Genomic DNA, 24518 nt, shown 5'->3' on the forward strand with positions numbered 1-24518 from the left:
ATATTCCGAAAAGGTTAATTAATAATGCAAACGCCAGTCATTCTGATTGTAGAGGATGAAGACGTAACTCGCCTGAACCTCGTTAGTTTATTTGAAGCGGAAGGTTACAAAGTTATCGAAGCCATTGATGGCGATGACATGCACGACAAACTGACAACGCATGACGATGTCAATCTTGTGGTTATGGATATCAATCTTCCGGGTAAAAACGGCTTGATTTTAGCTCGTGAATTACGCCAAAAGAGAAACATCGGTCTTATTTTCTTAACTGGACGTGACAACGATGTCGATCGTATTCTTGGTTTAGAGATAGGTGCTGATGACTACATCACAAAACCTTTTAACCCTCGCGAGCTGACTATCCGCGCACGCAATCTAATTTCTCGTACAGGCTCATCAGCAGAAGAGTCTTCAATCGATTCTAATGGCGTTATTACATTTAACGGTTGGGAATTAGATGAAAACAGTCGTTGTTTAACCTCTCCTGCAGGTGAAGCCAAACGCTTACCAAAAGGTGAGTACCGAGCTTTACGCCTGATGCTTGATTCTCCAGGGCGCATTTTTAGCCGTGAGCAGCTTATTAAGCATATGACCGGTCGAGAGCTTCGTGCTAATGACCGTACTGTAGATGTTACAATCCGTCGCATTCGTAAGCACTTTGAAAGTGACAGCAATACTTCCGAGCTAATTAGCACTATTCATGGAGAAGGCTATCGTTTTATAGGAAAAATTGATAGCTGAAAAGTAAAAGGTTTCAGGGAGCTTTGCAATTATTGAACTAGGGGCTATTTAGCCCCTTTTTTATTTAACCTGTAACTGAGCGAGTAAGCCCAAAGCTTGCTCTAACAAAACGATACCGTCCGCTATTTTTAGCTCTAGTTCACTTATCCATGTTTCCAGCATGTTATGGTCCGTTTGATGGGCTTCTAACTCCATCTTTTTAGTATGTAGCTGTACTTGATGTAAACCAACCGACCCTGCTGCGCCTTTTAATTTATGCGCTACAGACGCGTACTCATTAATGTCGTCATTACTCAGTGCTTGCCGTAACTCAGAGCAGTACTTAGGGTTAAGGGTTTTAAATAACGAAACACTGCGCTCAAACGCATCACTTCCCATAGAGTCAATAAAGTCAGTAATGGTATCAATGTCTAGTTCTTGTTGTTGCTGCACACTAAACGTAATGCCCTCTAGGCACTCTTTTGCATTAGCCTGTTGTGCATCAATTCCAAATAGCTCAGCTAACATTTTATCTAAACGCGTTGTGTTTATTGGTTTCGCAAGTGCTCCTTGTATACTGATCCCTTCTAATTCTTGCTCAGCACTGCGTACGTTAGCGGTTAAGGCAACAATAGGTAGGTCGTCAAAGTGGCTGTCTGCACGTATTTCTCTTGCTACTTGATCACCATTAATATCTGGCAACTGCATGTCTAGCAAAATAAGGTCTAACTCATCTTCCGTTGCAACAAGTGACAAAGCATCTTCACCAGTTTCAGCCCAAATAACCTCATGCCCACGCTGTTCAAGTAAGTTAGTCGCAATCTCAGCATTTAACGGAACATCTTCTACCAATAGAATATATAGGCTTCGCCCTGCATAACTTTGCTGTTTTGGCGCATTGCACAAGGTCAACGGTATATCAACATCAAAACGACTTCCCTGCCCCTGTATACTGCTCACTCGAATGCTGCCTTTCATAGCAAGCACAAGTGCTTTGGTTACAGCAAGGCCAATACCAGAACCAATGGCATTACTTCCGGTTAAGTCTGGTGCTTTGTAATACATATCAAAAATTCGTTCTTGTTGATCACTTGGGATCCCAACGCCGGTATCTGTAATACTAATATTGAGCCATGGTCCTGACTCTCTATTTTCACGTTTACACTCCAATGTCACACTACCTCGGTGAGTAAATTTAACAGCGTTGTTAATTAAATTCCAAAGCACTTGTCTCAAACGGGTGGGATCTAACAAAGCGTAAACATCTAAGACACCTGAGCGGTTAATGGTAAACTCAAGTCCTTTTTGATCGGCTATCAAACCGGCAAAATTCACGACATCATTAATAAAATCAGACACATTAATGCTGTCGGTTGCTATGTCTAGCTGCTCACGGTCAATCTTATCTAAGTCGATAATGTCATTAAAAATATTGCCAAGTGTCTCAGCACTAGAAAAAATCGTGTTACACCAGCTTTTTTGCTGTTGCGAGAGCTCAGTATCCAAAAGCATACGCGTTAATCCAACGATACCATTTAAAGGTGTCCGTAATTCATGACTCAAAGTTGCAATAAACTTACCTTTGTCTTTATACGCTGTCTCAAGTGCTTGTTCGGCTTCTTTTCGGCTGGTGATATCTCGACCAAAAGCTAATAACCCTATGTACTTACCATCATCATTGATAAAAGGTAGCTTACGCATCTCAAACCAACGGTTTTCATCATTCACTGGATATTCAACATCTAAGGTAATGGGCTTGTGGGTTGTTGATACTTCGGTATCAGTGCGCAGCACTTCGGGTAAATAGCTTTGCGGATAAATCTGATCCACTGTACGCCCGATCAGCTCATCGCTGGGTTTACCAATCACTAACTCAAACATTTTGTTGCAGCCAGCAAACACACCATTTTCATCGCGGTAATAAAACAAGTCAGGAGATGAATCAACGATAGAACGCAGCAACATCCCTTGCTGAGCTAATTCTTGCTGTGTTTTTTTCCGCTCAGCTATTTCTTTACGTAACTCTTCAATGGCCCGATGCTTTGCATGCAACGCCATTTTACGCTCATCGATTTCATTGTTCAGTCGATTAATATTGTCTTTGAGTGTTTGGTTAAGAAGCTTTTCTTGTTGCGTTGCCGACTCTAAGTAACTCTTTGAGTCTTCCAATTGATGTATTGAGCGGATCATAATCGATATAAGGACTGGAGAAGTGACCGCAGAAAAAAACATCACGGCTAATACATCCACCATTTTTATCTCGCCCAGCGCAACATAATAAAACATGCAAGATAAAATCAACGCCACCAACAAGAGAAAGAAGTAGCACATAAAGCTGGCGGGCTTTGCGCCATATTTACTGACTAGATTAGCTAATACACGGGCCCAAGGACCAAAAGAAGATTCTGTCATAGTAACCACATACCCTATTTATCCGCATATTATACGCAAGCAGCACCAAGATGCGAATTATCCTTTTTATTAATGTTGATGCAATTAAAACCGTAATAACTTATGCACAAATCCCGATTTTCTGTATCGTAAAAGCAGTTCTTGTGAGGACAACTCGCTCGATTATAGTGTAATATGCCCGCTTTTAATTGTCGTGACTATGAGGGTTTAGATGCAAACCATAATGCCAGATATTGCTGACACAGCTGAAGCCTTGCAAACCGGAACTTTAGATTGGGTCGGAATGGGCAACATTGAATTACCCCTATTATTTTCAAGTAAAGGACTAGCCGACACCACAGTCACTGCCAAAGCTGACGCCTTTGTAAACTTGCATAATGAACAAGCCAAAGGCATTCATATGTCTCGCTTATTTTTGGCATTAGACACTTTGTCATGTGAACAAACTCTAACACCAACCACATTAAAGCATGTTTTAGAGCGCTTTGTTGCCAGTCATGAAGGACTCAGTAATGCAGCCAAAGTGGCCATTCATTTTGAATTACCACTACGTCGTCCTTCTTTATTGAGTGGTAAACAAGGGTGGAAAAACTACCCTGTGACAATTACCGCCAGTGTAACAGACAACCAGTATCTGCTAGAGGTTGCCGTTGATGTAACTTACTCGTCAACGTGTCCTTGTTCAGCCGCCTTAGCCAGGCAGCTAATTCAAAAGGCCTTTTCTGAGCAGTTTGCGCAACAGCAGCTGAGCTTTGAAGACGTTCACAACTGGCTAGGGAGCACTCAAGGCATTGTCGCAACTCCCCACTCCCAGCGCAGCGTCGCTAATATAAAAGTGAAACTACCTTGTGATAGTCAAGAGTTTGACATCGTCGCAATTATAAATAGTGTTGAGAATGAACTTAAGACACCTGTGCAAGCGGCAGTAAAGCGCGAAGATGAGCAAGAATTTGCCAGATTAAATGGCCAAAACCTGATGTTCTGTGAAGATGCAGCAAGAAAACTTAAAGCGCTATTTGAAATGTCGTACTACCAAGATTATTACATTAAAATTAATCACTACGAGTCATTACATGCGCATGACGCTGTCGCCTATGCCGTAAAAGGAGTACCTAACGGTTATAAAATATAAATCTTGTCCATAAATCTCTTTTTCGGCACAACAATTGCTTACATAACTGTAAATTGTCAAATTGTCGTTGGAGTGTTTTATGGAATTTGCTTTATTGTCAATATTAGCTCTGGTGGTTATCGCTTCTGTCGTTGTCGCTAAATATACCGACGCTGGTGGTAACCCCTATCCATTTAACAAAAAAGAATCTGTTTTTAGCAATGTAGAAGCTTCGTTTCTCACTTTATTAGAACGAGCTGTAGGCGATAGATTCAAGATAGTGAGTCGCGTAAAGCTTATTGACTTGATTGAATGTAAACCAGGCCTGTCTGATAAAGCCCGCAGAGCGGCTTTAATCAAAGCGAAAAACAAACAGCTTGATTATGTATTAGTTGATAAAGATACCTTGAAAATTATGGCAGCCGTAGACTTGGTCAATAACTCCAATAAAAGTGGTCACAAAGCTCAGCGTGACTGGTTCGTAAGTGGAGCGCTTGAGTCTGCTGGGATCCCGCACATTAGAATGAAAGTCAAAGCAGGCTATAAATCTTCAGAAGTACGCAGTGCAATTTTGTTTAAACTAGGTAAAACTGCTAAAACACCTACAAGAACACGAAATCGCACCGAGAAACCTGCAGTGCTTTCCCCTTCTCAAGCCAAGGCTCATTCAACTCAGCTAGCAGAGATATAATTAAGTATATTCATTTCTATAAGCAGGCTTTAAGCCTGCTTATACCAATTGCATTAAATTGGTGATCAGATATTGCGACAGATAAATGGCTTAGTAACAAGGCAAATATTTCGCTATGTAGTTATTCTACATGAGAAATATTTAACGCAGTTAATGAGTTATTTAACCTCAGCTGCGGATAAGAGTTTTGATAGCTCAGAAGAGAGACATTGCAACCCCTTCAATATCCAATGACGATATTTCGCTCACTATCAAGGCATTTTCGTGAAGTAATAGCGAGCTATTACAAATGAAAATAACGAAGAGAGTGAGTGAAATAGCTTTATTGGGCAAATTCTCTTATGTGCAGCTGAGGTTATTTAGCTCGCTAGAATGATCAATGTATTAATAAAATTGGTATTATTTCGTTCACAACTTAAGCTAATGAAATTCGCATTTGTGGCTTGCTCAGGTATACTACGAAGCAAGTTTTTTTAGGAATTTATATCATGAAAATCGGTATTATAGGCGCAATGGAACCTGAAGTTGCCATCTTGCGCGAGGCAATCCAAAACAAACAACAGTTAACCAAAGGTGGCTTCACTTTTTACACAGGTGAGTTGGCAGGTCACACCGTTACTCTTGTGCAGTCAGGTATTGGTAAAGTAGCAGCAACCGTTGCGACAACCTTGCTAATAGATAACTTCGCACCAGATTGTGTGATTAATACCGGTTCTGCTGGTGGCTTTGAACCAAGTTTAAATGTTGGTGATGTGGTGATCTCTGACGAAGTTAAACACCATGACGTTGACGTAACAGCATTTGGTTATGAAATCGGACAAGTACCTCAAATGCCAGCTGGCTTTAAAGCGCATCCAGCATTAATTGAAGCTGCTAAGCAAAGTGTTGCTAGCTTGGCAGATAAACAAACTATGGTAGGTTTAATTTGTACTGGCGACTCATTTATGTGCGATCCGGTGCGTATAGAAAAAGCACGTGCAGATTTCCCAACAATGTTAGCTGTTGAAATGGAAGGTGCTGCAATCGCCCAAGCGTGTTACGTACTTGAGACGCCATTTGTTGTTATTCGTTCTTTATCTGATATCGCGGGTAAAGAGTCTCCACAATCTTTTGAAGAGTATCTAGAAGTTGCGTCTATAAACTCTTCTAAGTTAGTCATCGCGCTACTTGAAAAGTTAGTGGATACAAAGCTGTAATATGCTTTTAGAGTTAATGCAAGCCCAACAGGGCTTGCTCATATTCACTTTATCTCTAGCTGCAGCACATTTTGTTCCACTACTAAACAGCTACCATCCAAACACCATCTTAGCGTTGGTTTTTAAAGCCATTGCAAAGCGAGTGTATCAAAGCACATCACCTGCGGGATACCAGTACTTAAGTGGGACCCTAGCGTTTTTATTGCCATCATTAACTGTCATCATTTTATGTTTTTCAATTGCACAATTTGCTTACTACCCTACCTGGTTAGGAGGGCTTGTGCTTTATTTGTGCTTAGATACAAGAATAACGACTAGAGCAAAACGCATAGCCACGTTACTTAAACAAGGGCAAAAATCAACCGCTCGACAACTACTTAGTAATATTGTTGCCCGAGATGTCAGCAAGTTATCTAGCGTGGGGATCAGTAAAGCCTGTATAGACAGCACATGCTTACGTACAGTAAGGCATTATTATTTAATCATCTTATTCTACTTGCTGTTGGGCCCTCTTTTTGCGCTAGCATATAAACTTTTGCTGATATGCGATCAAGCATGGCGCAAAGATATAAAACCCAATAGCCGGTTTATGAGCGTTTTAAAAAATACAATTTATGTTGTTGAGTGGCTACCACTGCGAGCTTTTGTATTCCTAATGGCAATGCCATTACACCTTAAAAAAGTGATTCACTACCTGAGACATTATGCCCGATACTTTTATCAAAAGAATAGTGGCTGGGTTTTGTCATTCTTTGCAGCCAACCTCAAAGTCCAGCTAGGGGGTCCGTGCTTTTATTTAGACCAACGTTTTGAGAAAATGCGGGTCGGTGTTGAAAGACACCCAGAACCCGCTGATATTGATGCCATGCTCACCCTACTAGATCGTATCAGAGCATTTTTCTTTTTATTATTATTACTTTGCTGGCTAGCCTTCACCTTAGGTGGCACCCTTTTTAAGATGTAATGCAAAAAACAAAAAGCCAGCAAATATGCTGGCTTTAGTTTACTTGCCGTATTATGGCACCTACTAGTTCACGGTTACTTTGGCGAACTTACGTTTTCCAACTTGGTAAATAGCGGTACTCCCTTTTTCAACCGCAAGTTTACTGTCGGTAACTTTCTCTTCACCATTAAGCTTCACTGCACCCTGCTTTATCATACGCATCGCTTCAGAGGTGCTCGCAACAAGACCAGCCTCTTTTAGAAGATTTGTGATAAATGTTGTCGGCTCGTCAATCGTAATGCTAACTTCAGGAATATCATCTGGTAAAGCGTTTTTCTGGAAACGTTTAATAAAGTCTTGATGTGCCGCCTCTGCGTCATCTGCACTATGAAAGCGGGCAATCATTTCTTTGGCAAACTCAATCTTAACATCACGAGGGTTACGGCCATCTGCAACTTGTTCTTTCAATGCTGCAATTTCGTCTAAAGAAAGCGCACTTAAAAGCTCGTAATAACGCCACATCAAATCATCAGAAATAGACATAACTTTACCAAACATATCATTTGGCGCATCAGTAATACCAATATAATTGCCAAGTGATTTTGACATTTTCTGCACGCCATCGGTGCCTTCAAGTAGAGGCATCATTAATACTGTTTGTGGTTTCTGTCCTTCTTCTTTTTGTAGCTCACGGCCCATCAGAAGATTAAAACGCTGATCGGTGCCACCAAGCTCTACGTCCGCTTCAAGTGCCACAGAGTCCCACCCTTGCACGAGCGGATATAGAAACTCATGGATCGCAATTGATTGACCGCCAGCATAACGCTTTTTAAAATCATCGCGTTCCAACATACGAGCAACGGTTTGGCGCGCTGCGAGTTTGATCATACCTGCACTGCCCAACTTTTCCATCCAAGTAGAGTTAAACGCGACCGTTGTTTTTGCTGGATCTAAGATCTTAAACACTTGTTCTTTATAGGTTTCAGCGTTAGCAAGTACATCTTCTTTAGTCAGTGGCTTACGGGTGACATTTTTCCCAGTTGGATCACCTATCATACCGGTAAAGTCACCAATCAAGAAAATCACCTCATGACCTAAATCTTGGAATGTCTTTAGTTTATTGATTAGAACAGTGTGACCCAAATGTAAATCAGGTGCTGTTGGATCAAAACCCGCTTTGATTTTTAGCTTTTTACCTGATTTGAGTTTTTCTTTTAAGTCATCTTCTACAAGAATTTCTTCTGCACCGCGTTTTATCTCTGCAAATGCAGTTTCAAAGTCCACCATTCATCGCTCCAAATATTCAGTTTATCGCCCGATTCTAGCCTATATTTGAGCGAGTTTAAATGCACAAAATACTGGTATTGCTGCTTTATTGCGTATATCCTGCAATATTATTGGTAAAAATATTGACAGCAGAAAAGGCGCGTTATGGTTCACGTGGTGTATAAGCTCCCTAAAAAACACAAACTGCTTATTGTTAGTCTCATCTCGTTAATGTTGGTTGTTGCGCTATGGCCTTCAGAAAAAGCAACTGCATCTAAAGATCATGATAAAAATGCATTAGAAGTTGGTAAGCGATATGAATTACCTGTTAAGGTCAGCGAAACTGTTGAGCACTTAACCGAGCTTAATGCCGTAAACACCGAAAGCCCCCCACCTAAAGTAGAATATAATTTTATTGATCATGAGGTTAAGTCAGGTGACAACCTTGCAATTATCTTTAAAAGAGCTGGGTTTTCTGCGCAAACGTTACACCAGTTGGTTAACACCAATGAAGAAACACGTAAACTCACTAAAATTCATCCAGGTGAAGTTTTAAGCTTTGCGAAAGATCAAAGTGGCGAGCTTGTTCAGCTAAAATATGTGCTTTCAAAAACAGACACATTACTAGTGACACTCAATCAAAACGGCGACTACGACACAGCGATTCAAAGCAAAGAAATAGAAACGGTTGCCAAATCAGCAGGCGGTGAAATCTCTTCAAGTTTTTGGACCGCAGGGATCACTTCAGGGCTGTCTGAGCGTCAGATCATGAATTTTGCAGATATTTTTGGCTGGGACGTCGATTTTGCTAATGACATTCGTAAAGGCGACAGCTTCTCACTGATTTATGAGTCGCACTTTGTAGATGGCGAAGAAATTGGCACAGGCAAAATCATCGCTGCAGAATTTATCAACCAAGGTGAACGCTATAGCGCCATTCGTCACACTGATGGTAATTTTTACACACCTGAAGGGCGCAGCATGAAAAAAGCGTTCTTGCGTGCACCCGTTAACTTTAAATATATCAGTTCTAGCTTTAACCCTCGCCGTAAACACCCTGTAACTGGCAGAGTGACGGCACATAGAGGAATTGACTACTCAGCTCGCACTGGCACGCCAGTCGTCGCCTCTGGTAACGGAAAGGTAATTAAGTCTAGCTACAACCGACTAAACGGTAACTATGTGTTTATTCAACATGGTAGTAAATACGTTACAAAGTATCTGCACTTAAATAAACGTATGGTTAAAACGGGTCAAAAAGTAAAGCAAGGCCAAAAAATTGGTACTGTTGGTGCAACCGGTCGTGTAACTGGCGCTCATTTACACTATGAGTTTTTAGTAAATGGTGTACACCGCAACCCTAAAACAGTTCAGCTACCTAAATCTCAGCCATTGCCAAAGGATCAGTTAGCGCTATTCAAGCCAGTCGCCAAAGATTTGCTTACGCAGTTAGAGCGTAATAGAGAATTAAGATTAGCAATGAATAACTAATTTTAAACCCAATATTTAAGGCCTCAACCGAGGTCTTTTTTGTGACCAAAAAAAAAAGCCTGCATACTATGCAGGCTTTTCAAAAAACCAAACGGCTTATTTAGCCATAAAGTCAACACCCTCTTGGATGTCTTTGTGTAATGTTTCAAGCATATCTTCTTTAGCTTTTTGCTCAAACGCACTTAGCTCGCCGTAAGATAGGATTTCTTCAACACCATTTTGGCCTAAACGTACCGGGTGTGCAAAGTATGGAGCATCACCGTTTTCTACAGCAACATATGCGTAATCTACTACATTGCTCTCGCCTTGTAGGCCTTTAACTAAAGAGAAGCAGAAACGTGCAGCCGCAGCGCCCATTGAAAGTGTCGCTGAACCACCACCGGCTTTAGCATTTACTACTTCAGTACCTGCATTTTGGATACGTGGAGTAAGCGCAGCAACTTCTTCGTCAGTGAAAGTAACACCAGGAACTTGAGAAAGTAGCGGTAGAATTGTAGTGCCTGAGTGACCACCGATAACTGGTACTTTTACTTCAGATACATCAACGCCTTTAAGCTCAGCAACAAAAGCTTCTGAACGAATAACGTCAAGTGTTGTTACACCGAATACACGTGAAGCTTCATAAGTACCCGCTTTTTTGAATACTTCAGCAACGATTGGTACAGTGCCGTTTACAGGGTTAGTGATAACACCTACCAATGCTTTAGGACAGTTTTTAACAATACCTTCAGCCAATGTTTTGATGATGCCCGCATTTACGTTAAATAGGTCAGCACGGTCCATACCTGGTTTACGAGGCATACCTGCTGGGATAAGCACGATATCAGCGCCAACTAACGCAGCATCTAAATCATCAGCGCCAAAACCTGCAACTTTAACTGCAGTTGGAATGTGAGAAAGGTCAACAGCTACACCTGGTACAACTGGTGCAACATCGTATAGTGCTAGCTCAGAGCCTGCAGGCAAGCCATTTTTAAGTAAAAGCGATAGAGCCTGACCGATACCGCCAGCGGCACCTAATACAGCAACTTTCATGTGAATTCTCCATAATTTGAAGGTGGAATTAAATGAGCTGTAAAGATAATGAAAAGCGCCGCTAAAAACAAATTAATCCGAGTTATTTTCATGATTTTTTCGACTATAGTTGTAAAGCTTTACACACTGTAGTCTTTACGATTACTAAAACTCACCTTGTATTAAAGATAAGCAGTCGGCACAGTTGCCGAAAATTTGGGTAACTAGCCAGTTTTGTGTAAAATCCAATAAACCGCTTTAAATAGAAATAAAACCTTATGCAACCACAAGAAAAACAAGAAGCTCTGATCAAAGCCTTTAAAGCCCTGTTGAAAGAAGAAAACTTTGGTTCTCAAGGCGAAATTGTCGAAGCCTTAAAAGAGCAAGGGTTTGATAATGTCAGCCAAAGCAAAGTATCACGTATGCTTAGTAAATTTGGCGCAGTTAGAACCCGAAATGCTAAACAAGAAATGGTCTATTGCTTACCTGCAGAGATGGGCGTGCCGACAGCTAAAAGCCCGCTTCGTCAGCTTGTTATAGATATTATGCATAACGAAATGATGATTATTATTCGCACCAGCCCTGGTGCCGCTCAACTTATTGCTCGTTTACTTGACTCTTTAGGCACAGCCGATGGCGTGTTGGGCACAATCGCTGGCGATGATACGATATTTATCGCACCGGCTAAAATATCAGAAATTGATGCCACGCTTGAGCGTGTAAAAACATTGTTTGATAACGTTTAAATTAATATTTGTGAGCAAACTATTTTGCTCACTCTTGCTGCTCGCACAGTTTCGCCATATCACTTAAAAACTGTACAGATGGGGCAAAAAATGCAGCCCCCATATCAGCTTGACTGTAATCAAGTAATGGATCATAACAATTTGCATTACCTAGCCTAGAAGTTAGTACTTGCTCAAACGCAGCCCCATGAGCTGAGCAGCTTAGCCACAAGCTGCCCTGTTCAAAAACATCTCCAAAGGGCATACTTTGATCTAGCAACAGAGCCTGTCCTCGCTCATCTTTTAATTCAGTTAATGTGGCATGACTATCAGGCTGAGCAGGCTCAAGCAAAGTATTATCTAAACGCGTACGACCCATTATTTGCTCTTGCTCTGCCAAGGGTAAACGCTGCCAAGCATCAATATCAAATTTCACACGCATTACATGCAAGTAACTGCCTTGGTCGTCTAGTTTTTGTGGATTGTTAATCAGTGCCACTTGACGCTTAAAACGCCCATGGGGAGCATTTGCACCATAGATAAACCCGTTAAAGTCTCGCCCATCTAAAAATCTAAAGCCACGGACATGCGCCACCAGCTCCACACTAGGTGCCAACATATGCAAAACACTTTGAGCAAATAAGTAATTAACATCTTCTCTGTCAGAACGTATCACATACAAAAGATCGAACGGTTGAGAATGAATAACATGCTCTGAACTCGTTACATTAGGAAAGCTCTTGAGCTGCTCAGGAATGAATTCAGGGTAAATATGCGGCCAATATTGCGCACCAACCGCCACAAAACTAGATACCATAGATTCCGAAAAACGGTCACTCAACTCATTTTGCAAGCGTTCACAATTGGCTAGCGCAGCACGGACGGCTTCATCCTGACCTTCTAATACATTAAAAAACAAATGCAGCCCGTGTAGGTTTGCTTCAGCACAGACCCCTGATTGTGCTTGCGCCATGCTTTATCCTTTTATTCATCAAGTGTTAAGAAAAGAAATTTACCGCATGTGCCTTAATTTTTAAAGAGACAGGTTTATTTGTATCTAATAATTGCTCGGCAGGTGCTGGAACTTCAAGTTGTTGATCGCCCACTTTAATATGATAGACGTAATCTGTGCCAATAAACCTTTGTTGTAGGATCTCAACTTGACCCGTAGGGTCATTTACCAATTCTAAGTGCTGCGGGCGCACATATATTTGGCCTTGTTCGTGCGTATCAGGTAAAGCAGTTACAGACGTCACATCACCAAAATGAGTCGATACGCTTTGACCATTAAATCGATTGGCGTCTAGGTAGATCCCTCGCCCCAAAAACTCTGCAACCGTTTTACTTTTGGGTTTTTGAAACAATGTCTGAGCATTATCTAATTGGGCAATCTTCCCTTCATGCATAATCGCTAATTTATCTGCAAATGCAAACGCTTCATCTTTAGAATGACTAACAAAAATCGCTGACACCTGTTGATCTTTAATAATACTACGAATGTCGTTTATGAGCTGAAAGCGCACCTGAGTATCAATATTAGAAAATGGCTCATCCAACAACAACAAATTTGGTTTGTAAGCTAATGCTCTTGCAATCGCAACACGTTGCTGTTGACCACCCGATAGCTCATGCGGAAAGCGTTTTTCTAAGCCTTCAAGCCTGACCAACTCAACCATTTGCGCAACACGAGCTAGACGTTCGCGTTTATGTAATTTAGATAACCCAAAGGCAATGTTTTGAGCCACATTTAAATGGGGAAATAAGGCATAATCTTGAAACATCATACCGATATTGCGATGCTGTGGGGCAACAAACAGTTGCTCGTTACTCATGCATTGTCCGTGGATCACAACTCGGCCATGTTGCGGCTTAATTAAACCTGCAATAGCTTTTAATGTGGTGGTCTTTCCGCACCCACTGGCCCCAAGCAGACAAACAATTTCGTTGTGAGCAACACTTAAATCGAGTTCACTGATCACATTTTGCTGTTGATATTGATACGATATTTTTTCTAGGATGAGGCTACTCATTGGTTATGTTGTTCCATTGAACGATTGACGATATATAAAGGCACTAACCCGACCAACACAATGAACAACGCAGAGATAGATGCTAACTCTAACTGTTCGTCACTTACATATTGAAATACATGTGTTGCTAACGTTTCATAATTAAAAGGTCGCAATAGCAAAGCGGCAGGCAATTCTTTCATGCATTCTATAAATACCAAAAGTGCAGCGGTTAATATACCCCGTCTTAACATTGGAAAATGCACAAGGCTAAGTGTTTGCATAAGGTTTTTACCCATGCTTTGGCTTGCCATATCCAATGATGGGCTTATTCGTACGTAACTCGCTTCAACAGCGCCATGAGCTATCGCATAAAACCTTACTATATAGGCAAAGATCATCGCAAAAATACTGCCACTTAATAGTAAGCCAGGTTCATAGCTACTTTGTGCAAACCACTCATTGAGTTTGTCATCAAACAAAGTCAATGGTAATAACACCGCTATGGCAAGCACTGTACCAGGTAATGCGTATCCTGTACTGGCAAATTTACCTGGTACATACTTACTGCGGCTAGCGCCAATACGTTGATAAAAAACAACTAATAAGCTCATCAATACTGCTACCGCACTAACCCACAGCGCTACCTTCAAGCTTTGCCAAGCATAAACAAAGAATTCACTACTCCATGCTTGCTCAAAATAATCAATTGCATACCCCAACAGTACCGCAACGGGCAATGCAAATGCCAGTAGCAGTACCAATACACAATAACCAGTCGCCAACCAGGCAGGTTTACCTGTAAGTGTATAAAGCGCCTCCTCATTAATACTGGTTTGGCGCTCATGAACCACACTACTATTTCGGCTTGCCCGCTCTAACGCGAGTGCCACAAACAAAAACAATAACATAATGCCTGATATTTTTGCTGCCGCCGTTAATGAGTAGTAGCCCAACCACGTATCATAAACAGCCGTAGTTAAGGTACTCACTGCAAAGTAATGAACGGTCGCAAAATCAGCCATTGTTTCCATACTTATCAGGGCTAAAGCAGCTACCACAGCACCGCGAGCCATAGGTAAACTCACCTTAAAAAAGCTTTGAATTGGGCTTTGCCCCATAAGCTGGCTGGCTTGAACCAACTTAAATGACTGTTCACGCAAGGCTGTTTTAAATATCAAATACAGATAGGGATAAAGTACTAATGCAATCATGACTGCCGCCCCAGGCAACGTACGGATATCAAAAAACCAGTAATCATTGGGAGATTGCCAATCAAACCACGTTCTTAATTTCACTTGAACGGGCCCTGCATAATCGAGTAAGTCAGTGTATATGTAAGCAATGATATAAGTTGGCATGGCCAGTGGTAACATTAAGGCCCACTCAAAAAAGCGTTTTCCCGGAAACTGACAGTACGCAGCAAGCCACCCAAGAGGCAAAGCAATTAAGCAACTTAGTAGCAGAACTCCAGCAATTAACAACAGCGTGTTGCTAACATAGTCCCACAACACAGTATCCCAAAGGTGAGAAAACACTTCTGAATCGCCTTGCAGCGATTCAAAAATTAAAAAAGCCAGCGGTGTCGATAGGCACAGTCCTATCGACCAAGCTGTCACCTGCCATCTAGACAAAGATCAACCCCTTGAATTAAAGATCGAATTTAACTTCATCAATCAATCTAAGAGCCACTGGGCGATACTTTGCTATCTCAGCAAGCGGTAAGTTATCCTCTTTAAAGCTACCCCATGATGCTACTAATGGAGATAGCTTCACCTTAGGCTTTACTGGATATTCCATATTTACAGAGGCATACATGTTTTGTGCTTCATCGCTACTCATAAACTCTATGAGTTTAAGCGCGTTATCTGCATTTTTAGCGTATTTGGTCATAACAACACCAGATACATTGAGGTGAGAACCACGATTTTGTTGATTTGGGAAGTTTATATGAACGGCTTCAGCCCACTCTTTTTGTTTTTCATCGGTAAGCATTTTTCCAAAATAATAGCTATTACCTAATGCTAAATCACACAGCCCCTCTTTGACTGCCTTAACTTGCGCTCGGTCATTCCCTTGAGGCTTACGTGCTAGGTTATCCTTTACACCCATTAGCCATTTTTTGGTGTACGCTTCGCCGTGGTGTGCAACCATAGATGCAACCAAGCCTAAGTTATATGGATGCTTGCCTGAACGTGTACAAATTTTCCCTTGATATTTAGGGTCTGCGAGCTCTTCGTAAGTTAAAGCCTTAAGTTCACCAAGACGCTCTTTTGACGAGTAGACATTACGCACTCTTTTTGTCAAAGCGACCCAGTCTCCTTGAGGATCTCTAAATGCTGCAGGGATATTATTATGCACTTGCTCACTATGAATAGGCTGGGTAAGCCCTAACTCTTCTAACTGCATAAGAGAACTAAAATTGGACGTTAATACTAAGTCGGCACGGCTATGTTTACCTTCTCTTTTAACACGCTCAATCAACCCTTTTTTAGCAAAAACCACATTCGTTTTAATGCCTGTTTGGGCAGTAAACTTATCTAAAATTGGTTGAATTAGAAAAGGTTGACGAAATGAGTAAATATTTACTTCTTCGTTAGCCACAGCGGGAGTACATAGTAACGAGGCAAACATAGCAGCGAGTAATCGCTTCATAATTGAGCTCCAATTTTGCGTTTATTTTTATTTAGGCAATTCTAACCTTTATCATTGCATTATACACCCCAAAGCGAACACTAATCATCTGCATCTTTAGTCACAAACACGAAAGAATAGAATTTTTGTGTGCGATATATCTCACTAAATACGGGGATATAAAGGATACGACTGCCGTTTATAACACCAAAATTAAAGTAAAACACTGTTTTTAAACAACTTTATTTTCATTGCAATAAATCACACGATTTAATAAACATTTAGACAGCTTCAATGATAGCCCGATTACTCTATACTTTTACACAAGTTCAGGAGACATCGGTTTTAGCAAGCTGATTAAATGGAATGGGAACCTAGCTTACTAGAGTGTGAGCGCAATGGAAGGCTAAAGGAAGCGCTAAGGAGCGGCGAGTTAAAGTGAATGGATCACTGAGGAACACGATGTTCTAGGATTGAACATAATAGGATTGGAGCCTTTGAGCTCAAAATGGATTTAAAAGGACTTTGTAAAGGAGTTACAGCAGGAAGCTGTTTTCAACGGAGGGAGCGCACGGAGCACAAGGAGGAATAGGACATTAGCAGGATGCTAGATTTCGCACCAATAGAACGCCAAGCGAAACCAAGGAACAGGAATGTATTAGGAGTTGATATTTCAACATAGCAGGACGCTATAAAAGATTCCGTCAGCGCGACTCATTGAGTCGCGCTTCTTTCTTTGTGTTAAACAACCTACCCCTTTTGTCTTTTCCCTTTCAGATAAGCATCTCTAAAATCTATAAAGTGCTGAGTTAATCTTTGCGCAGCTTGTTGCTCACCGTTTTGTTCTAAAACAACGCAAGCAACCTCTGCCGTACCCAGCTGATGTGCATGTGGGGCTACTCGGAGTTTATAATCAGATAACGACTCTGGAGACACCGAAAGCACAGGTAAATTATCCAAATAGGGGCTTTTCCTGAACATTTTTTTGGCTTCTCGCCACGTGCCATCTAAGAAGATATACAACGGAATCTTATTAGGCTTTCTCGCTACTTCAGTGATAACGCGCTCAGGTTCGACATTTTGCGCAGGAAACACAACGACTGGCTGATAAAGTGGATTATTTAACAATTTAATAAGTCCAACATCAGGTTCGGTTCTATCCCACCTAAACGCATGATTATCTGGAATAATATCCGCAATTAATCGCCCTGTATTTGATGGTTTAAAGCTTTCATTGTGATACATTAATAAGCACACTGCACTTTGGCAGTTTGTTGCCACATTAACACCATCGCAGATACATAAGCTTTGTGCTAACAAACATGTGTCACAACGGCTGAGCTTAGATCCTCTGGCTTTGTACTCGCGCTTTGCCGCGGCTATTTGTTGTTGGCGTAATACCAATACGGAATTGTTCACTGAACACCCTCAATTAGACTGGGCGCGTATTGTAATAAAATTCAAGCTTAAAAGCAGTAATGGAGAGAAAATGACTATCACTGATTCACAACGCCTAACCTATCGTTTAATGGATGAAAACGATGCCCACTTATTGTTTGAACTCGACCAAGACCCTGCTGTAATGAAATATATTAATGGTGGACGGCCAAACTCTATGGATGATATTAACGATACCTTCATTCCGCGCCTTAAAGCTTTCACAAATTTAGCGCAAGGCTGGGGGTTATGGCAGGTTAACATTACCGAAACTAACCAATTCATTGGCTGGATACTCGTTCGCCCAATGGGCTTTTTTAACAATGAACGTAATGATAGTGATTTGGAACTAGGGTGGCGCTTTAAGCAATGCACTTGGGGCAAAGGCTATGCAAGTGAAGCAGCTGAGCATATCGCACAAGCATTAGCAGTTAACCCTACAACTCACCATTTCAGTGCTATCGCCTTGCCAGATAACGTCGGGTCAATTGCAATAATGAAAAAACTAGGTATGAGCTTTGTCAAAGAGTATATCCATAAAGATCCATTAGGTGATAGCAAGGTAGTGTTATATAGAACTGACATACGCTAATATAGGCTTATCAGCGCTTAGCATAAATAATCACGGCGAGTTTATGGATACTTCAATTAATCCCGATCGAATTAAAGCTTTATTACAAAACGATAATGAACAACGTTACAAATATCTCCTCAAAGAAGTAACTAAAAATGAAAAGATCTGGATTTTGACCGATGAGCACGGCTGTGTAATGCTCAATACTGACAGCGAAGATTGCGTGCCTGTATGGCCAAATAAAGAGTTTGCTGAGCTTTGGGCAACTGATGATTGGCAAACATGTGAACCTCAAGCTATCAACCTTAAAAAGTGGCATGCTAAATGGACTGATGGCTTAGCTGATGATGAACTGGCGATTGCTGTATTCCCAGTGCCTGAACAAGATGGTTTAGTCGTATACCCTGACGAACTTGATTATCAGCTTGAACAATATAGAACTAAAAAGGCATGAAGTTCGCTCATTTAGAAAACGTACCAACTATAGCAAGTTAGTACAGTTCGATTTTTATGAATAATACAACACAAAAAACTCACACATTGCATGTTAAATTAATGAAAACAACATAGATAAAAACAGTACATTTTTTTCTCAACCCCAAAATAACAGTGCATTAACCACACCAATTAACTGCATTTCCATACCCAAATCAGAACCAGCCCTTTTAAACCAAAAACAGCAAAAAAACCAAAAAATGGCGAAAATTTCGCTACATTTCGCATAAAACGCCCCTCATCACAAAGATAAAAATATTTAGATTATCTCAACAATACTTTGAAAATAAAGAGATATAAAAAATTCACAAGACATCAAAGTACCTATTATGTACACTAAGAACCTATTTAAGGTACCTTTTGGAAATTAGCAATTATGTCTACCAATAAAGGTACTAGGTATGTATACTATGTGGCGCTTTAAGGGACTTAAACGGATAGGTTGCTGCGTCACGGAGGAATTTCATGGGCACATCACAGTTCAGATCAGATATGTATGCAGGATCGGTTTTGTACCGATTTATTGACTATTTTATTATTTCAGCCTCGTTATTGTTTGTCTCATATTTATACGGGGTCAGCTTCGATAAAGATTATACGTTGTTACTTACTCTATTTATGATTTTATATAGCTACATAGGTGAATCTTTGCAGTTATATCGTTCATGGCGCGTAGGTAAGTTCACACAAATGCTCTACTTACTTTTGCTCGTGCAATTTCTCGCTTTTATGTTGCTTATTTCGGCCTTATTTATCTTCAAGCTCAGTGAGACCTATTCTCGTGTTGTTGTCATCTCCTGGGTAACGTTATCGACATGCTCGCTATTAAGCTGGCGTATTACAGCAAGACAAATAAAAGCATACAAACGCAAACACGGTATTGGGGTTCAACCTGTAGCAATATTAGGTATGAACACGAGTGCTATGCGGCTGTACAAAGAGCTTAATGCCCATACTGAGCTTGGTCATCAATGCATAGGTATTTTTGATGATAGAAACCCTGAACGCCTTAAAGATTTTGATACCAATTTGCATATTGGTTCAGAGGCCGATGCAATTGAAATGGCGCAGTCTCGAAAAATTAAAAAACTCTATATATGCTATCCAATGATGGCTGAAGGGCGTATTCAAAGCCTACTTACCAAACTTGGTGATACAACCATTGATGTACTCCTGCTACCTGACTTTATGTTAAAAAATCTCATGCATGCGCGCATTGGAGCCGTAGGTAGTTTAGATACAATTAGCGTATTCGAATCCCCTATGTTTGGTGTACGCGACTTTTACAAGCGCACGTTTGATATTTTATTCAGCTTGTGCGTATTACTGTTAATTTCACCTCTTATGCTACTAATAGCGTGCGCTATTAAGCTTACCTCTAAAGGTCCAGTCTTGTTTAAACAAGCCCGTTACGGTCTCGATGGTGAGAGAATTAGTGTATATAAATTTCGCTCTATGACGGTAATGGAAAACTCTAACAAGGTTACACAAGCAACCAAGGGTGACAAACGTATAACCAAAGTAGGCGGCTTTTTAAGGCGCACCTCTTTGGATGAGTTACCGCAGTTTTTTAACGTGTTGCTCGGTAGCATGTCTGTTGTCGGCCCTCGCCCTCATGCCGTGGCGCATAATGAAGAATACCGTAAGCAGATCAGCTATTACATGCTGCGTCATAAAGTAAAACCCGGCATTACAGGGTGGGCACAGGTCAATGGTTGGCGCGGTGAAACAGATACATTGTACAAGATGGAAAAACGCATTGAATACGACCTGGATTACATCAATAAATGGTCATTATTTTTTGATATAAAAATTATATTTTTAACTTTATTTAAAGGCTTTACAGGCAAGAACGCTTACTAATTATTGAGGACTATAAGCAAATGAAATTCAAATTGGCGCTGCCACTTTTGGCGATCAGTGTATGCTCAGCAGTACAAGCAAATGAAACAACCGATTCAGGCGTGATAAAAACCCCTTACGGAATCGACTTAACGCCTAGTTTGTATACTGCATTTAAGCACGATAGCAACATTGCGCGAACTAGCAATGATGAAAAATCAAGCTCAATTTTAGAAGTCGCACCAACGCTAAATGCATTACTAGAACAAGGCGCTAATAAATATACAGGCCAAGTTGGCCTTGCTTCTGGTACTTATTTTTCAAGCAGTGATGACAACTACCTAGACTTTAATGTCTCAGGTGAAGCTGCTATCGAACTGAACCAAAACCACAGCTATAACCTCAGTGCAGGCTACCAAAATGCCCATGAAGACCGTGGTACAGGTATTTCAGAAGGCTTAGGTGGTGCACAAGACGATGTAACTAAGTACCGTATCGCTAATTTTGGTGCGAGCTACCAATATGGAGCACAATCGACTCCTGCACGCATTCAGTTGTCTGCAGATGTTTCATACAAAGACTACACAAACTTTGAAGCGATTTCTAAGTTCCGTGATGTTGAGACAACCACGCTAGGCTCTGCGTTTTTCTATGATACTGGCGCATTTACCAGTCTAGTAGTTGAAATCAAATCTGAAGATGCACAGTATGACGTGTTAGACATCAACGATGCTCGTGGTTCTAAAGATTCATCATCGATGTTTTATCAAGTAGGTGCTCAGTGGCAAGCGACTGCAATGACCAGTGGTAACGTGCGTATTGGTTATCAAGACAAAAACTTTGACGCTGTAGCACGTGAAGACTTCGGTGGATTATCTTGGAGCGCAGGCGTTACTTGGCAGCCGCTCACTTACTCGTCAGTTGCGTTCAATACCTCTCGCATCGCACGCGATACTAACTATGGTGCTACTTGGACACACACTTGGAGTGAATTTGTTAGTACTGACATCGGTTACAGCCATAAATCTGAAAACTATGCTGGTATTACAAACCGTAAAGACACAACAAAGCCTTATACAATCGCAGCTAACTACGACCTTAAACGTTGGATTGACGTAACAGCAGGCATCGACTTCCAAGACAAATCATCAACGCAGCAAAACATTGACTTTGACAAGTTAGTGGTATTTGTAGGTGCGACTTTTACACTATAAGAGCTTATGAAATATAAAGTATTTTTAATACTAAGCTTGTTGTTAACTTTCGGAAGCGCTTATGCTTCCGAAAGTGTTTACAGGCTTGGACCAGGCGATAAAGTCATTATCAAAGTGTTTGGCCATCAAGACCTAGAACTTGAAACTCAACTCACCGATAGTGGTAGTATCAATTATCCATTTTTAGGCGTTGTTAGCCTCAATAATTTAACTATCAAAGAAGCCGAAAAACTAATTTACGACGGCTTAAAAGGCGATTATCTCGTCCAACCCAACGTATTTGTCGGCATACAAGAATACCGTCCTTTTTACATACATGGAGAAGTAAAAAAGCCAGGAGGTTACCCCTACCAACCAGGCATGACGGTTAACCAAGCAGTAGCCTTAGCTGGCGGCTTAACAGAACGTGCTTCTCGAGAAAAAATATTTATCAGTCGAGAAGGCAGTAAAAGTGAGAAAGAGCTTGGCTCTCTTGCGGCTCGTATCAAAGCCGGTGACACCATTACCATTGAACAGAGATTTTTCTAATGACAGCAGTACACAACGCACTTCCCTCGACTGAAACACAGCAAGAAGAAGTGATCGATTTACGTCATTATTTTACTGTGATCATGCGCGCTAAGTGGCGTATTTTAATGCTTGCTATTTTAACTTCAGCAATCGCTGTATTTGTAGTGCTAAGCATAAAACCTGTTTTTAAATCAACAGCTACGCTACTAATTGAAGCTGAGCAAGCCCGCGCTATTAAAATTGAAGAAGTGTATGGCATAAACTCCGCACAGCAAGAATATTATTTGACTCAATTTGAAATTTTGAAGTCGCGTTCGATTGCCGAGCGTGTGTTTGACCAGTTAAACCTTGCTGAACACCCAGACTTTCAGTCAAAACCATCAATGATGCAAAATCTGCGCAGCAAAATTACGTTTTTGCCCTCCTCTGATGCAAACTTAGATAGCGATGCAATTGCCGCAGCAAAAAAACGCGGGCAAATCAATTTATTTATGTCTCGATTATCAATTGAACCTGTGCGTAAAACGCAACTGGTGAAGATAAGCTACGAGACTCACGACACAAAGCTTGCCGCGCAAGTAGCTAATGCTGTAGGAGACGCCTATATCAACTCTCAGCTTGAAGCTAAATTGGGGATTACCCAAAAAGCTAATGCTTGGCTAGGCAGCCGATTAGGTGAACTACGTACACAACTTGATGAGTCTGAACGTCGCTTAGAAGCGTACAGAAAAGAGCATAACCTTGTTGATGTAGCAGGCATTACCTCATTAGATGCACAAGAGCTCGAAAACCTCAATAAAGAGCTTGTGACCACTCGCTCACGCGCAGCAGAGGCTGAAGCATTTTTAAAGCTGGTACAAAAGTACGGTAAGAATGATATTGCACGACTTGAAAGCTTACCAGAGATCACCGCCCACAGCTCAATTCAAAACGTGAAACGTGACGTTATTTCAGTAGAAAGAAAAGTCTCTGAACTATCAAAAGTGTACGGCCCTAAACATCCTAAAATGATTGCAGCTCAGTCAGAGCTTAGCGCGGTAAAAGAAAGCCTACGCGCGCAAATTCAACGCTTAGTTCAAGGTATTGAAGACGAAGCTCGCACTGCATCACAAAACTACGAAGCGTTGAAACAACAATTTGACCAAGCACGCAGTAATTTCAGCCAGCTCAGCTCCGTTGAGACTGAGTATCGCCGTTTACTGCGTGAGGTACAGACCAACCGCCAGCTGTTTGATAACTTTTTATCTCGCCAAAAAGAAACAGCGGTAACTGGCGACTTTGATTCACCTGTGGCCCGCTTTACTGACCGAGCCATTGTAACCTCTACACCAGTCAAACCTAAAAAGTCTTTGATTGTGATGTTAGTGTTTGTTGCCACTATCGGTTTTGGTATTGTCATCGCATTTGTGCACGACAGCTTAAACGACACGATTAAATCGAGCCATGATGTAGAAACAAGCCTAGCGCAACGCGCCTTAGGTTACATCCCTCTGCTTGATAAAAAAGCGGCAGAACAACGTGATGAAGCATTTTTTGACAAAGATCAGAAGATGTTTTCTGAATCTGTTCGCTCTATTCGAACTTCGATGAGTTTATTGGCAATCGATAGACCTATGAATGTTATTGAGGTGACGTCTTCGTTCCCATCCGAAGGGAAAACCTCAACAACCATGAATCTGGCTTATGCATTTTCAGCTTTGGAGCGAGTATTGATTATTGACGCCGATATGCGCAAACCAACCCTGGGTAAACGTTTAGGGTTACCAAACTATCAAGCGGGCCTTGCTAACTACCTTGCTTTAACCGATTCACTTGACGACTGTATTGTGAACGAAGTAAAGCCACACGTGGATGTTATGCCTGCGGGGTCTATCCCCCTTAATCCACTGGAGCTATTAGCGCAACCACGCTTTAAAGAGATGCTGAGTGAGCTTGGACGTCGCTACGATAAAATCATCATTGATACACCACCTGTACAAGCGGTTAGTGATGCTTTGGTGATTTCGCCTGCTGCTGACGCAGTAGTGATGGTGGTAAAAGCTAATGCCACTCGAACTGCCTTGATCAAAAACAGCTTAGCGAAATTAAATCAAGCGCATGCAAAGGTATTTGGAGTTGTATTAAACCAATTTGATACCAAAGACGCACGAAGCTACTACGGCCAGTATGGCTATTATCAAGCGTATGAGCAAAGTGACAGCGACAAGCACGCTTAAGTCAATCAGTGGCGCGAA

The 24518-nt window shown here is 41.2% G+C and carries 21 protein-coding genes; 13 read left to right on the forward strand and 8 right to left on the reverse strand.

What is annotated here, in order from left to right; genetic code table 11:
- Positions 1-24: 24 nt before the first annotated feature.
- Positions 25-741, forward strand: a complete 717-nt coding sequence (gene arcA / locus GDK41_RS13290; RefSeq protein ID WP_152086860.1) for a two-component system response regulator ArcA — start codon at positions 25-27, stop codon at positions 739-741.
- 60 nt (positions 742-801) lie between these two features.
- Here the strand turns inward: arcA and arcB are convergent, their stop codons facing one another.
- Complete coding sequence (gene arcB, locus GDK41_RS13295; protein ID WP_152086861.1) at positions 802-3132, reverse strand: aerobic respiration two-component sensor histidine kinase ArcB; 2331 nt, start codon at positions 3130-3132, stop codon at positions 802-804.
- 211 nt (positions 3133-3343) lie between these two features.
- On the opposite strand from arcB, the gene folE2 reads away from it, so the two are divergent.
- The 4 genes from folE2 (at position 3344) to GDK41_RS13315 (ending at position 7094) form a co-directional block, all read left to right on the forward strand.
- Positions 3344-4264, forward strand: a complete 921-nt coding sequence (folE2, locus tag GDK41_RS13300) for a GTP cyclohydrolase FolE2 (protein WP_152086862.1) — start codon at positions 3344-3346, stop codon at positions 4262-4264.
- A 79-nt stretch (positions 4265-4343) separates the two neighbouring features.
- Positions 4344-4934 (forward strand): DUF2726 domain-containing protein, encoded by a 591-nt coding sequence (locus tag GDK41_RS13305; RefSeq protein WP_152086863.1) that lies wholly within the window; start codon positions 4344-4346, stop codon positions 4932-4934.
- 488 nt (positions 4935-5422) lie between these two features.
- Positions 5423-6130 carry a 5'-methylthioadenosine/S-adenosylhomocysteine nucleosidase gene (gene mtnN, locus GDK41_RS13310; RefSeq protein WP_152086864.1) on the forward strand — a complete coding sequence of 236 codons (708 nt, stop codon included), beginning with the start codon at positions 5423-5425 and terminating at the stop codon, positions 6128-6130.
- A gap of 1 nt (position 6131) precedes the next feature.
- Entirely contained in the window at positions 6132-7094 is a 963-nt protein-coding gene (locus GDK41_RS13315) for a cobalamin biosynthesis protein CobD/CbiB (protein ID WP_232056466.1), read from the forward strand.
- A 63-nt stretch (positions 7095-7157) separates the two neighbouring features.
- Here the strand turns inward: GDK41_RS13315 and tyrS are convergent, their stop codons facing one another.
- Positions 7158-8357, reverse strand: a complete 1200-nt coding sequence (gene tyrS / locus GDK41_RS13320; protein ID WP_152087587.1) for a tyrosine--tRNA ligase — start codon at positions 8355-8357, stop codon at positions 7158-7160.
- Between the two features lie 147 nt (positions 8358-8504).
- On the opposite strand from tyrS, the gene GDK41_RS13325 reads away from it, so the two are divergent.
- Positions 8505-9830 (forward strand): peptidoglycan DD-metalloendopeptidase family protein, encoded by a 1326-nt coding sequence (locus GDK41_RS13325; protein WP_152086865.1) that lies wholly within the window; start codon positions 8505-8507, stop codon positions 9828-9830.
- Between the two features lie 96 nt (positions 9831-9926).
- On the opposite strand, the gene mdh is transcribed toward GDK41_RS13325, so the two are convergent.
- Complete coding sequence (mdh, locus tag GDK41_RS13330; RefSeq protein WP_152086866.1) at positions 9927-10865, reverse strand: malate dehydrogenase; 939 nt, start codon at positions 10863-10865, stop codon at positions 9927-9929.
- Between the two features lie 257 nt (positions 10866-11122).
- Between mdh and argR the strand changes: the two genes are divergently transcribed.
- The gene (gene argR / locus GDK41_RS13335; RefSeq protein ID WP_152086867.1) at positions 11123-11590 is read left to right on the forward strand and encodes a transcriptional regulator ArgR; all 468 of its coding nucleotides are present in this window, start codon (positions 11123-11125) and stop codon (positions 11588-11590) included.
- Between the two features lie 28 nt (positions 11591-11618).
- Here argR and GDK41_RS13340 read toward each other — a convergent pair whose 3' ends face one another.
- The 5 genes from GDK41_RS13340 to GDK41_RS13360 all read right to left on the reverse strand — a co-directional run bounded on the left by GDK41_RS13340 (position 11619) and on the right by GDK41_RS13360 (position 17631).
- Positions 11619-12542 (reverse strand): Dyp-type peroxidase, encoded by a 924-nt coding sequence (locus tag GDK41_RS13340; protein ID WP_152086868.1) that lies wholly within the window; start codon positions 12540-12542, stop codon positions 11619-11621.
- A 25-nt stretch (positions 12543-12567) separates the two neighbouring features.
- Positions 12568-13599, reverse strand: a complete 1032-nt coding sequence (locus GDK41_RS13345) for an ABC transporter ATP-binding protein (protein ID WP_152086869.1) — start codon at positions 13597-13599, stop codon at positions 12568-12570.
- On the reverse strand, positions 13596-15212 hold the full coding sequence (locus GDK41_RS13350) for an ABC transporter permease (protein WP_152086870.1): 1617 nt from the start codon (positions 15210-15212) through the stop codon (positions 13596-13598). Before GDK41_RS13350 ends, GDK41_RS13345 begins: the two co-directional genes overlap by 4 nt.
- 16 nt (positions 15213-15228) lie before the next feature.
- Positions 15229-16233: a Fe(3+) ABC transporter substrate-binding protein gene (locus GDK41_RS13355; protein WP_152086871.1), complete on the reverse strand. Its 1005-nt coding sequence runs from the start codon at positions 16231-16233 to the stop codon at positions 15229-15231.
- Positions 16234-16962: 729 nt separating this feature from the next.
- Positions 16963-17631, reverse strand: a complete 669-nt coding sequence (locus GDK41_RS13360; protein WP_152086872.1) for a tRNA-uridine aminocarboxypropyltransferase — start codon at positions 17629-17631, stop codon at positions 16963-16965.
- A gap of 70 nt (positions 17632-17701) precedes the next feature.
- Here GDK41_RS13360 and GDK41_RS13365 point away from each other — a divergent pair, with 70 nt between their 5' ends.
- The 6 genes from GDK41_RS13365 to GDK41_RS13390 all read left to right on the forward strand — a co-directional run bounded on the left by GDK41_RS13365 (position 17702) and on the right by GDK41_RS13390 (position 24500).
- The gene (locus GDK41_RS13365; protein WP_152086873.1) at positions 17702-18241 is read left to right on the forward strand and encodes a GNAT family N-acetyltransferase; all 540 of its coding nucleotides are present in this window, start codon (positions 17702-17704) and stop codon (positions 18239-18241) included.
- Positions 18242-18284: 43 nt separating this feature from the next.
- Positions 18285-18677 carry a DUF2750 domain-containing protein gene (locus tag GDK41_RS13370; RefSeq protein WP_152086874.1) on the forward strand — a complete coding sequence of 131 codons (393 nt, stop codon included), beginning with the start codon at positions 18285-18287 and terminating at the stop codon, positions 18675-18677.
- A 506-nt stretch (positions 18678-19183) separates the two neighbouring features.
- On the forward strand, positions 19184-20581 hold the full coding sequence (locus tag GDK41_RS13375; protein WP_152086875.1) for an undecaprenyl-phosphate glucose phosphotransferase: 1398 nt from the start codon (positions 19184-19186) through the stop codon (positions 20579-20581).
- A 20-nt stretch (positions 20582-20601) separates the two neighbouring features.
- Positions 20602-21774 carry an outer membrane beta-barrel protein gene (locus GDK41_RS13380; RefSeq protein ID WP_152086876.1) on the forward strand — a complete coding sequence of 391 codons (1173 nt, stop codon included), beginning with the start codon at positions 20602-20604 and terminating at the stop codon, positions 21772-21774.
- A 6-nt stretch (positions 21775-21780) separates the two neighbouring features.
- Positions 21781-22302: a polysaccharide biosynthesis/export family protein gene (locus GDK41_RS13385; RefSeq protein ID WP_152086877.1), complete on the forward strand. Its 522-nt coding sequence runs from the start codon at positions 21781-21783 to the stop codon at positions 22300-22302.
- Complete coding sequence (locus GDK41_RS13390; RefSeq protein ID WP_152086878.1) at positions 22302-24500, forward strand: GumC family protein; 2199 nt, start codon at positions 22302-22304, stop codon at positions 24498-24500. Before GDK41_RS13385 ends, GDK41_RS13390 begins: the two co-directional genes overlap by 1 nt.
- Positions 24501-24518: the final 18 nt, after the last annotated feature.

The organism is Pseudoalteromonas sp. A25, assembly GCF_009176705.1.
GTDB lineage: Bacteria > Pseudomonadota > Gammaproteobacteria > Enterobacterales > Alteromonadaceae > Pseudoalteromonas.

What these genes read in the sequence shown, in the direction of transcription:
- GDK41_RS13305 (WP_152086863.1), top strand. Translation starts at nt 4,344, where the DNA reads ATGGAATTTGCTTTATTGTCAATATTAGCTCTGGTGGTTATCGCTTCT.
- GDK41_RS13325 (WP_152086865.1), top strand. Translation starts at nt 8,505, where the DNA reads ATGGTTCACGTGGTGTATAAGCTCCCTAAAAAACACAAACTGCTTATT.
- GDK41_RS13375 (WP_152086875.1), top strand. Translation starts at nt 19,184, where the DNA reads ATGGGCACATCACAGTTCAGATCAGATATGTATGCAGGATCGGTTTTG.
- GDK41_RS13385 (WP_152086877.1), top strand. Translation starts at nt 21,781, where the DNA reads ATGAAATATAAAGTATTTTTAATACTAAGCTTGTTGTTAACTTTCGGA.
- GDK41_RS13355 (WP_152086871.1), bottom strand. Translation starts at nt 16,233, where the DNA reads ATGAAGCGATTACTCGCTGCTATGTTTGCCTCGTTACTATGTACTCCC.
- GDK41_RS13365 (WP_152086873.1), top strand. Translation starts at nt 17,702, where the DNA reads ATGACTATCACTGATTCACAACGCCTAACCTATCGTTTAATGGATGAA.
- GDK41_RS13390 (WP_152086878.1), top strand. Translation starts at nt 22,302, where the DNA reads ATGACAGCAGTACACAACGCACTTCCCTCGACTGAAACACAGCAAGAA.
- argR (WP_152086867.1), top strand. Translation starts at nt 11,123, where the DNA reads ATGCAACCACAAGAAAAACAAGAAGCTCTGATCAAAGCCTTTAAAGCC.
- mtnN (WP_152086864.1), top strand. Translation starts at nt 5,423, where the DNA reads ATGAAAATCGGTATTATAGGCGCAATGGAACCTGAAGTTGCCATCTTG.
- GDK41_RS13315 (WP_232056466.1), top strand. Translation starts at nt 6,132, where the DNA reads ATGCTTTTAGAGTTAATGCAAGCCCAACAGGGCTTGCTCATATTCACT.
- arcB (WP_152086861.1), bottom strand. Translation starts at nt 3,132, where the DNA reads ATGACAGAATCTTCTTTTGGTCCTTGGGCCCGTGTATTAGCTAATCTA.
- GDK41_RS13340 (WP_152086868.1), bottom strand. Translation starts at nt 12,542, where the DNA reads ATGGCGCAAGCACAATCAGGGGTCTGTGCTGAAGCAAACCTACACGGG.
- mdh (WP_152086866.1), bottom strand. Translation starts at nt 10,865, where the DNA reads ATGAAAGTTGCTGTATTAGGTGCCGCTGGCGGTATCGGTCAGGCTCTA.
- GDK41_RS13370 (WP_152086874.1), top strand. Translation starts at nt 18,285, where the DNA reads ATGGATACTTCAATTAATCCCGATCGAATTAAAGCTTTATTACAAAAC.
- GDK41_RS13380 (WP_152086876.1), top strand. Translation starts at nt 20,602, where the DNA reads ATGAAATTCAAATTGGCGCTGCCACTTTTGGCGATCAGTGTATGCTCA.
- GDK41_RS13345 (WP_152086869.1), bottom strand. Translation starts at nt 13,599, where the DNA reads ATGAGTAGCCTCATCCTAGAAAAAATATCGTATCAATATCAACAGCAA.
- arcA (WP_152086860.1), top strand. Translation starts at nt 25, where the DNA reads ATGCAAACGCCAGTCATTCTGATTGTAGAGGATGAAGACGTAACTCGC.
- folE2 (WP_152086862.1), top strand. Translation starts at nt 3,344, where the DNA reads ATGCAAACCATAATGCCAGATATTGCTGACACAGCTGAAGCCTTGCAA.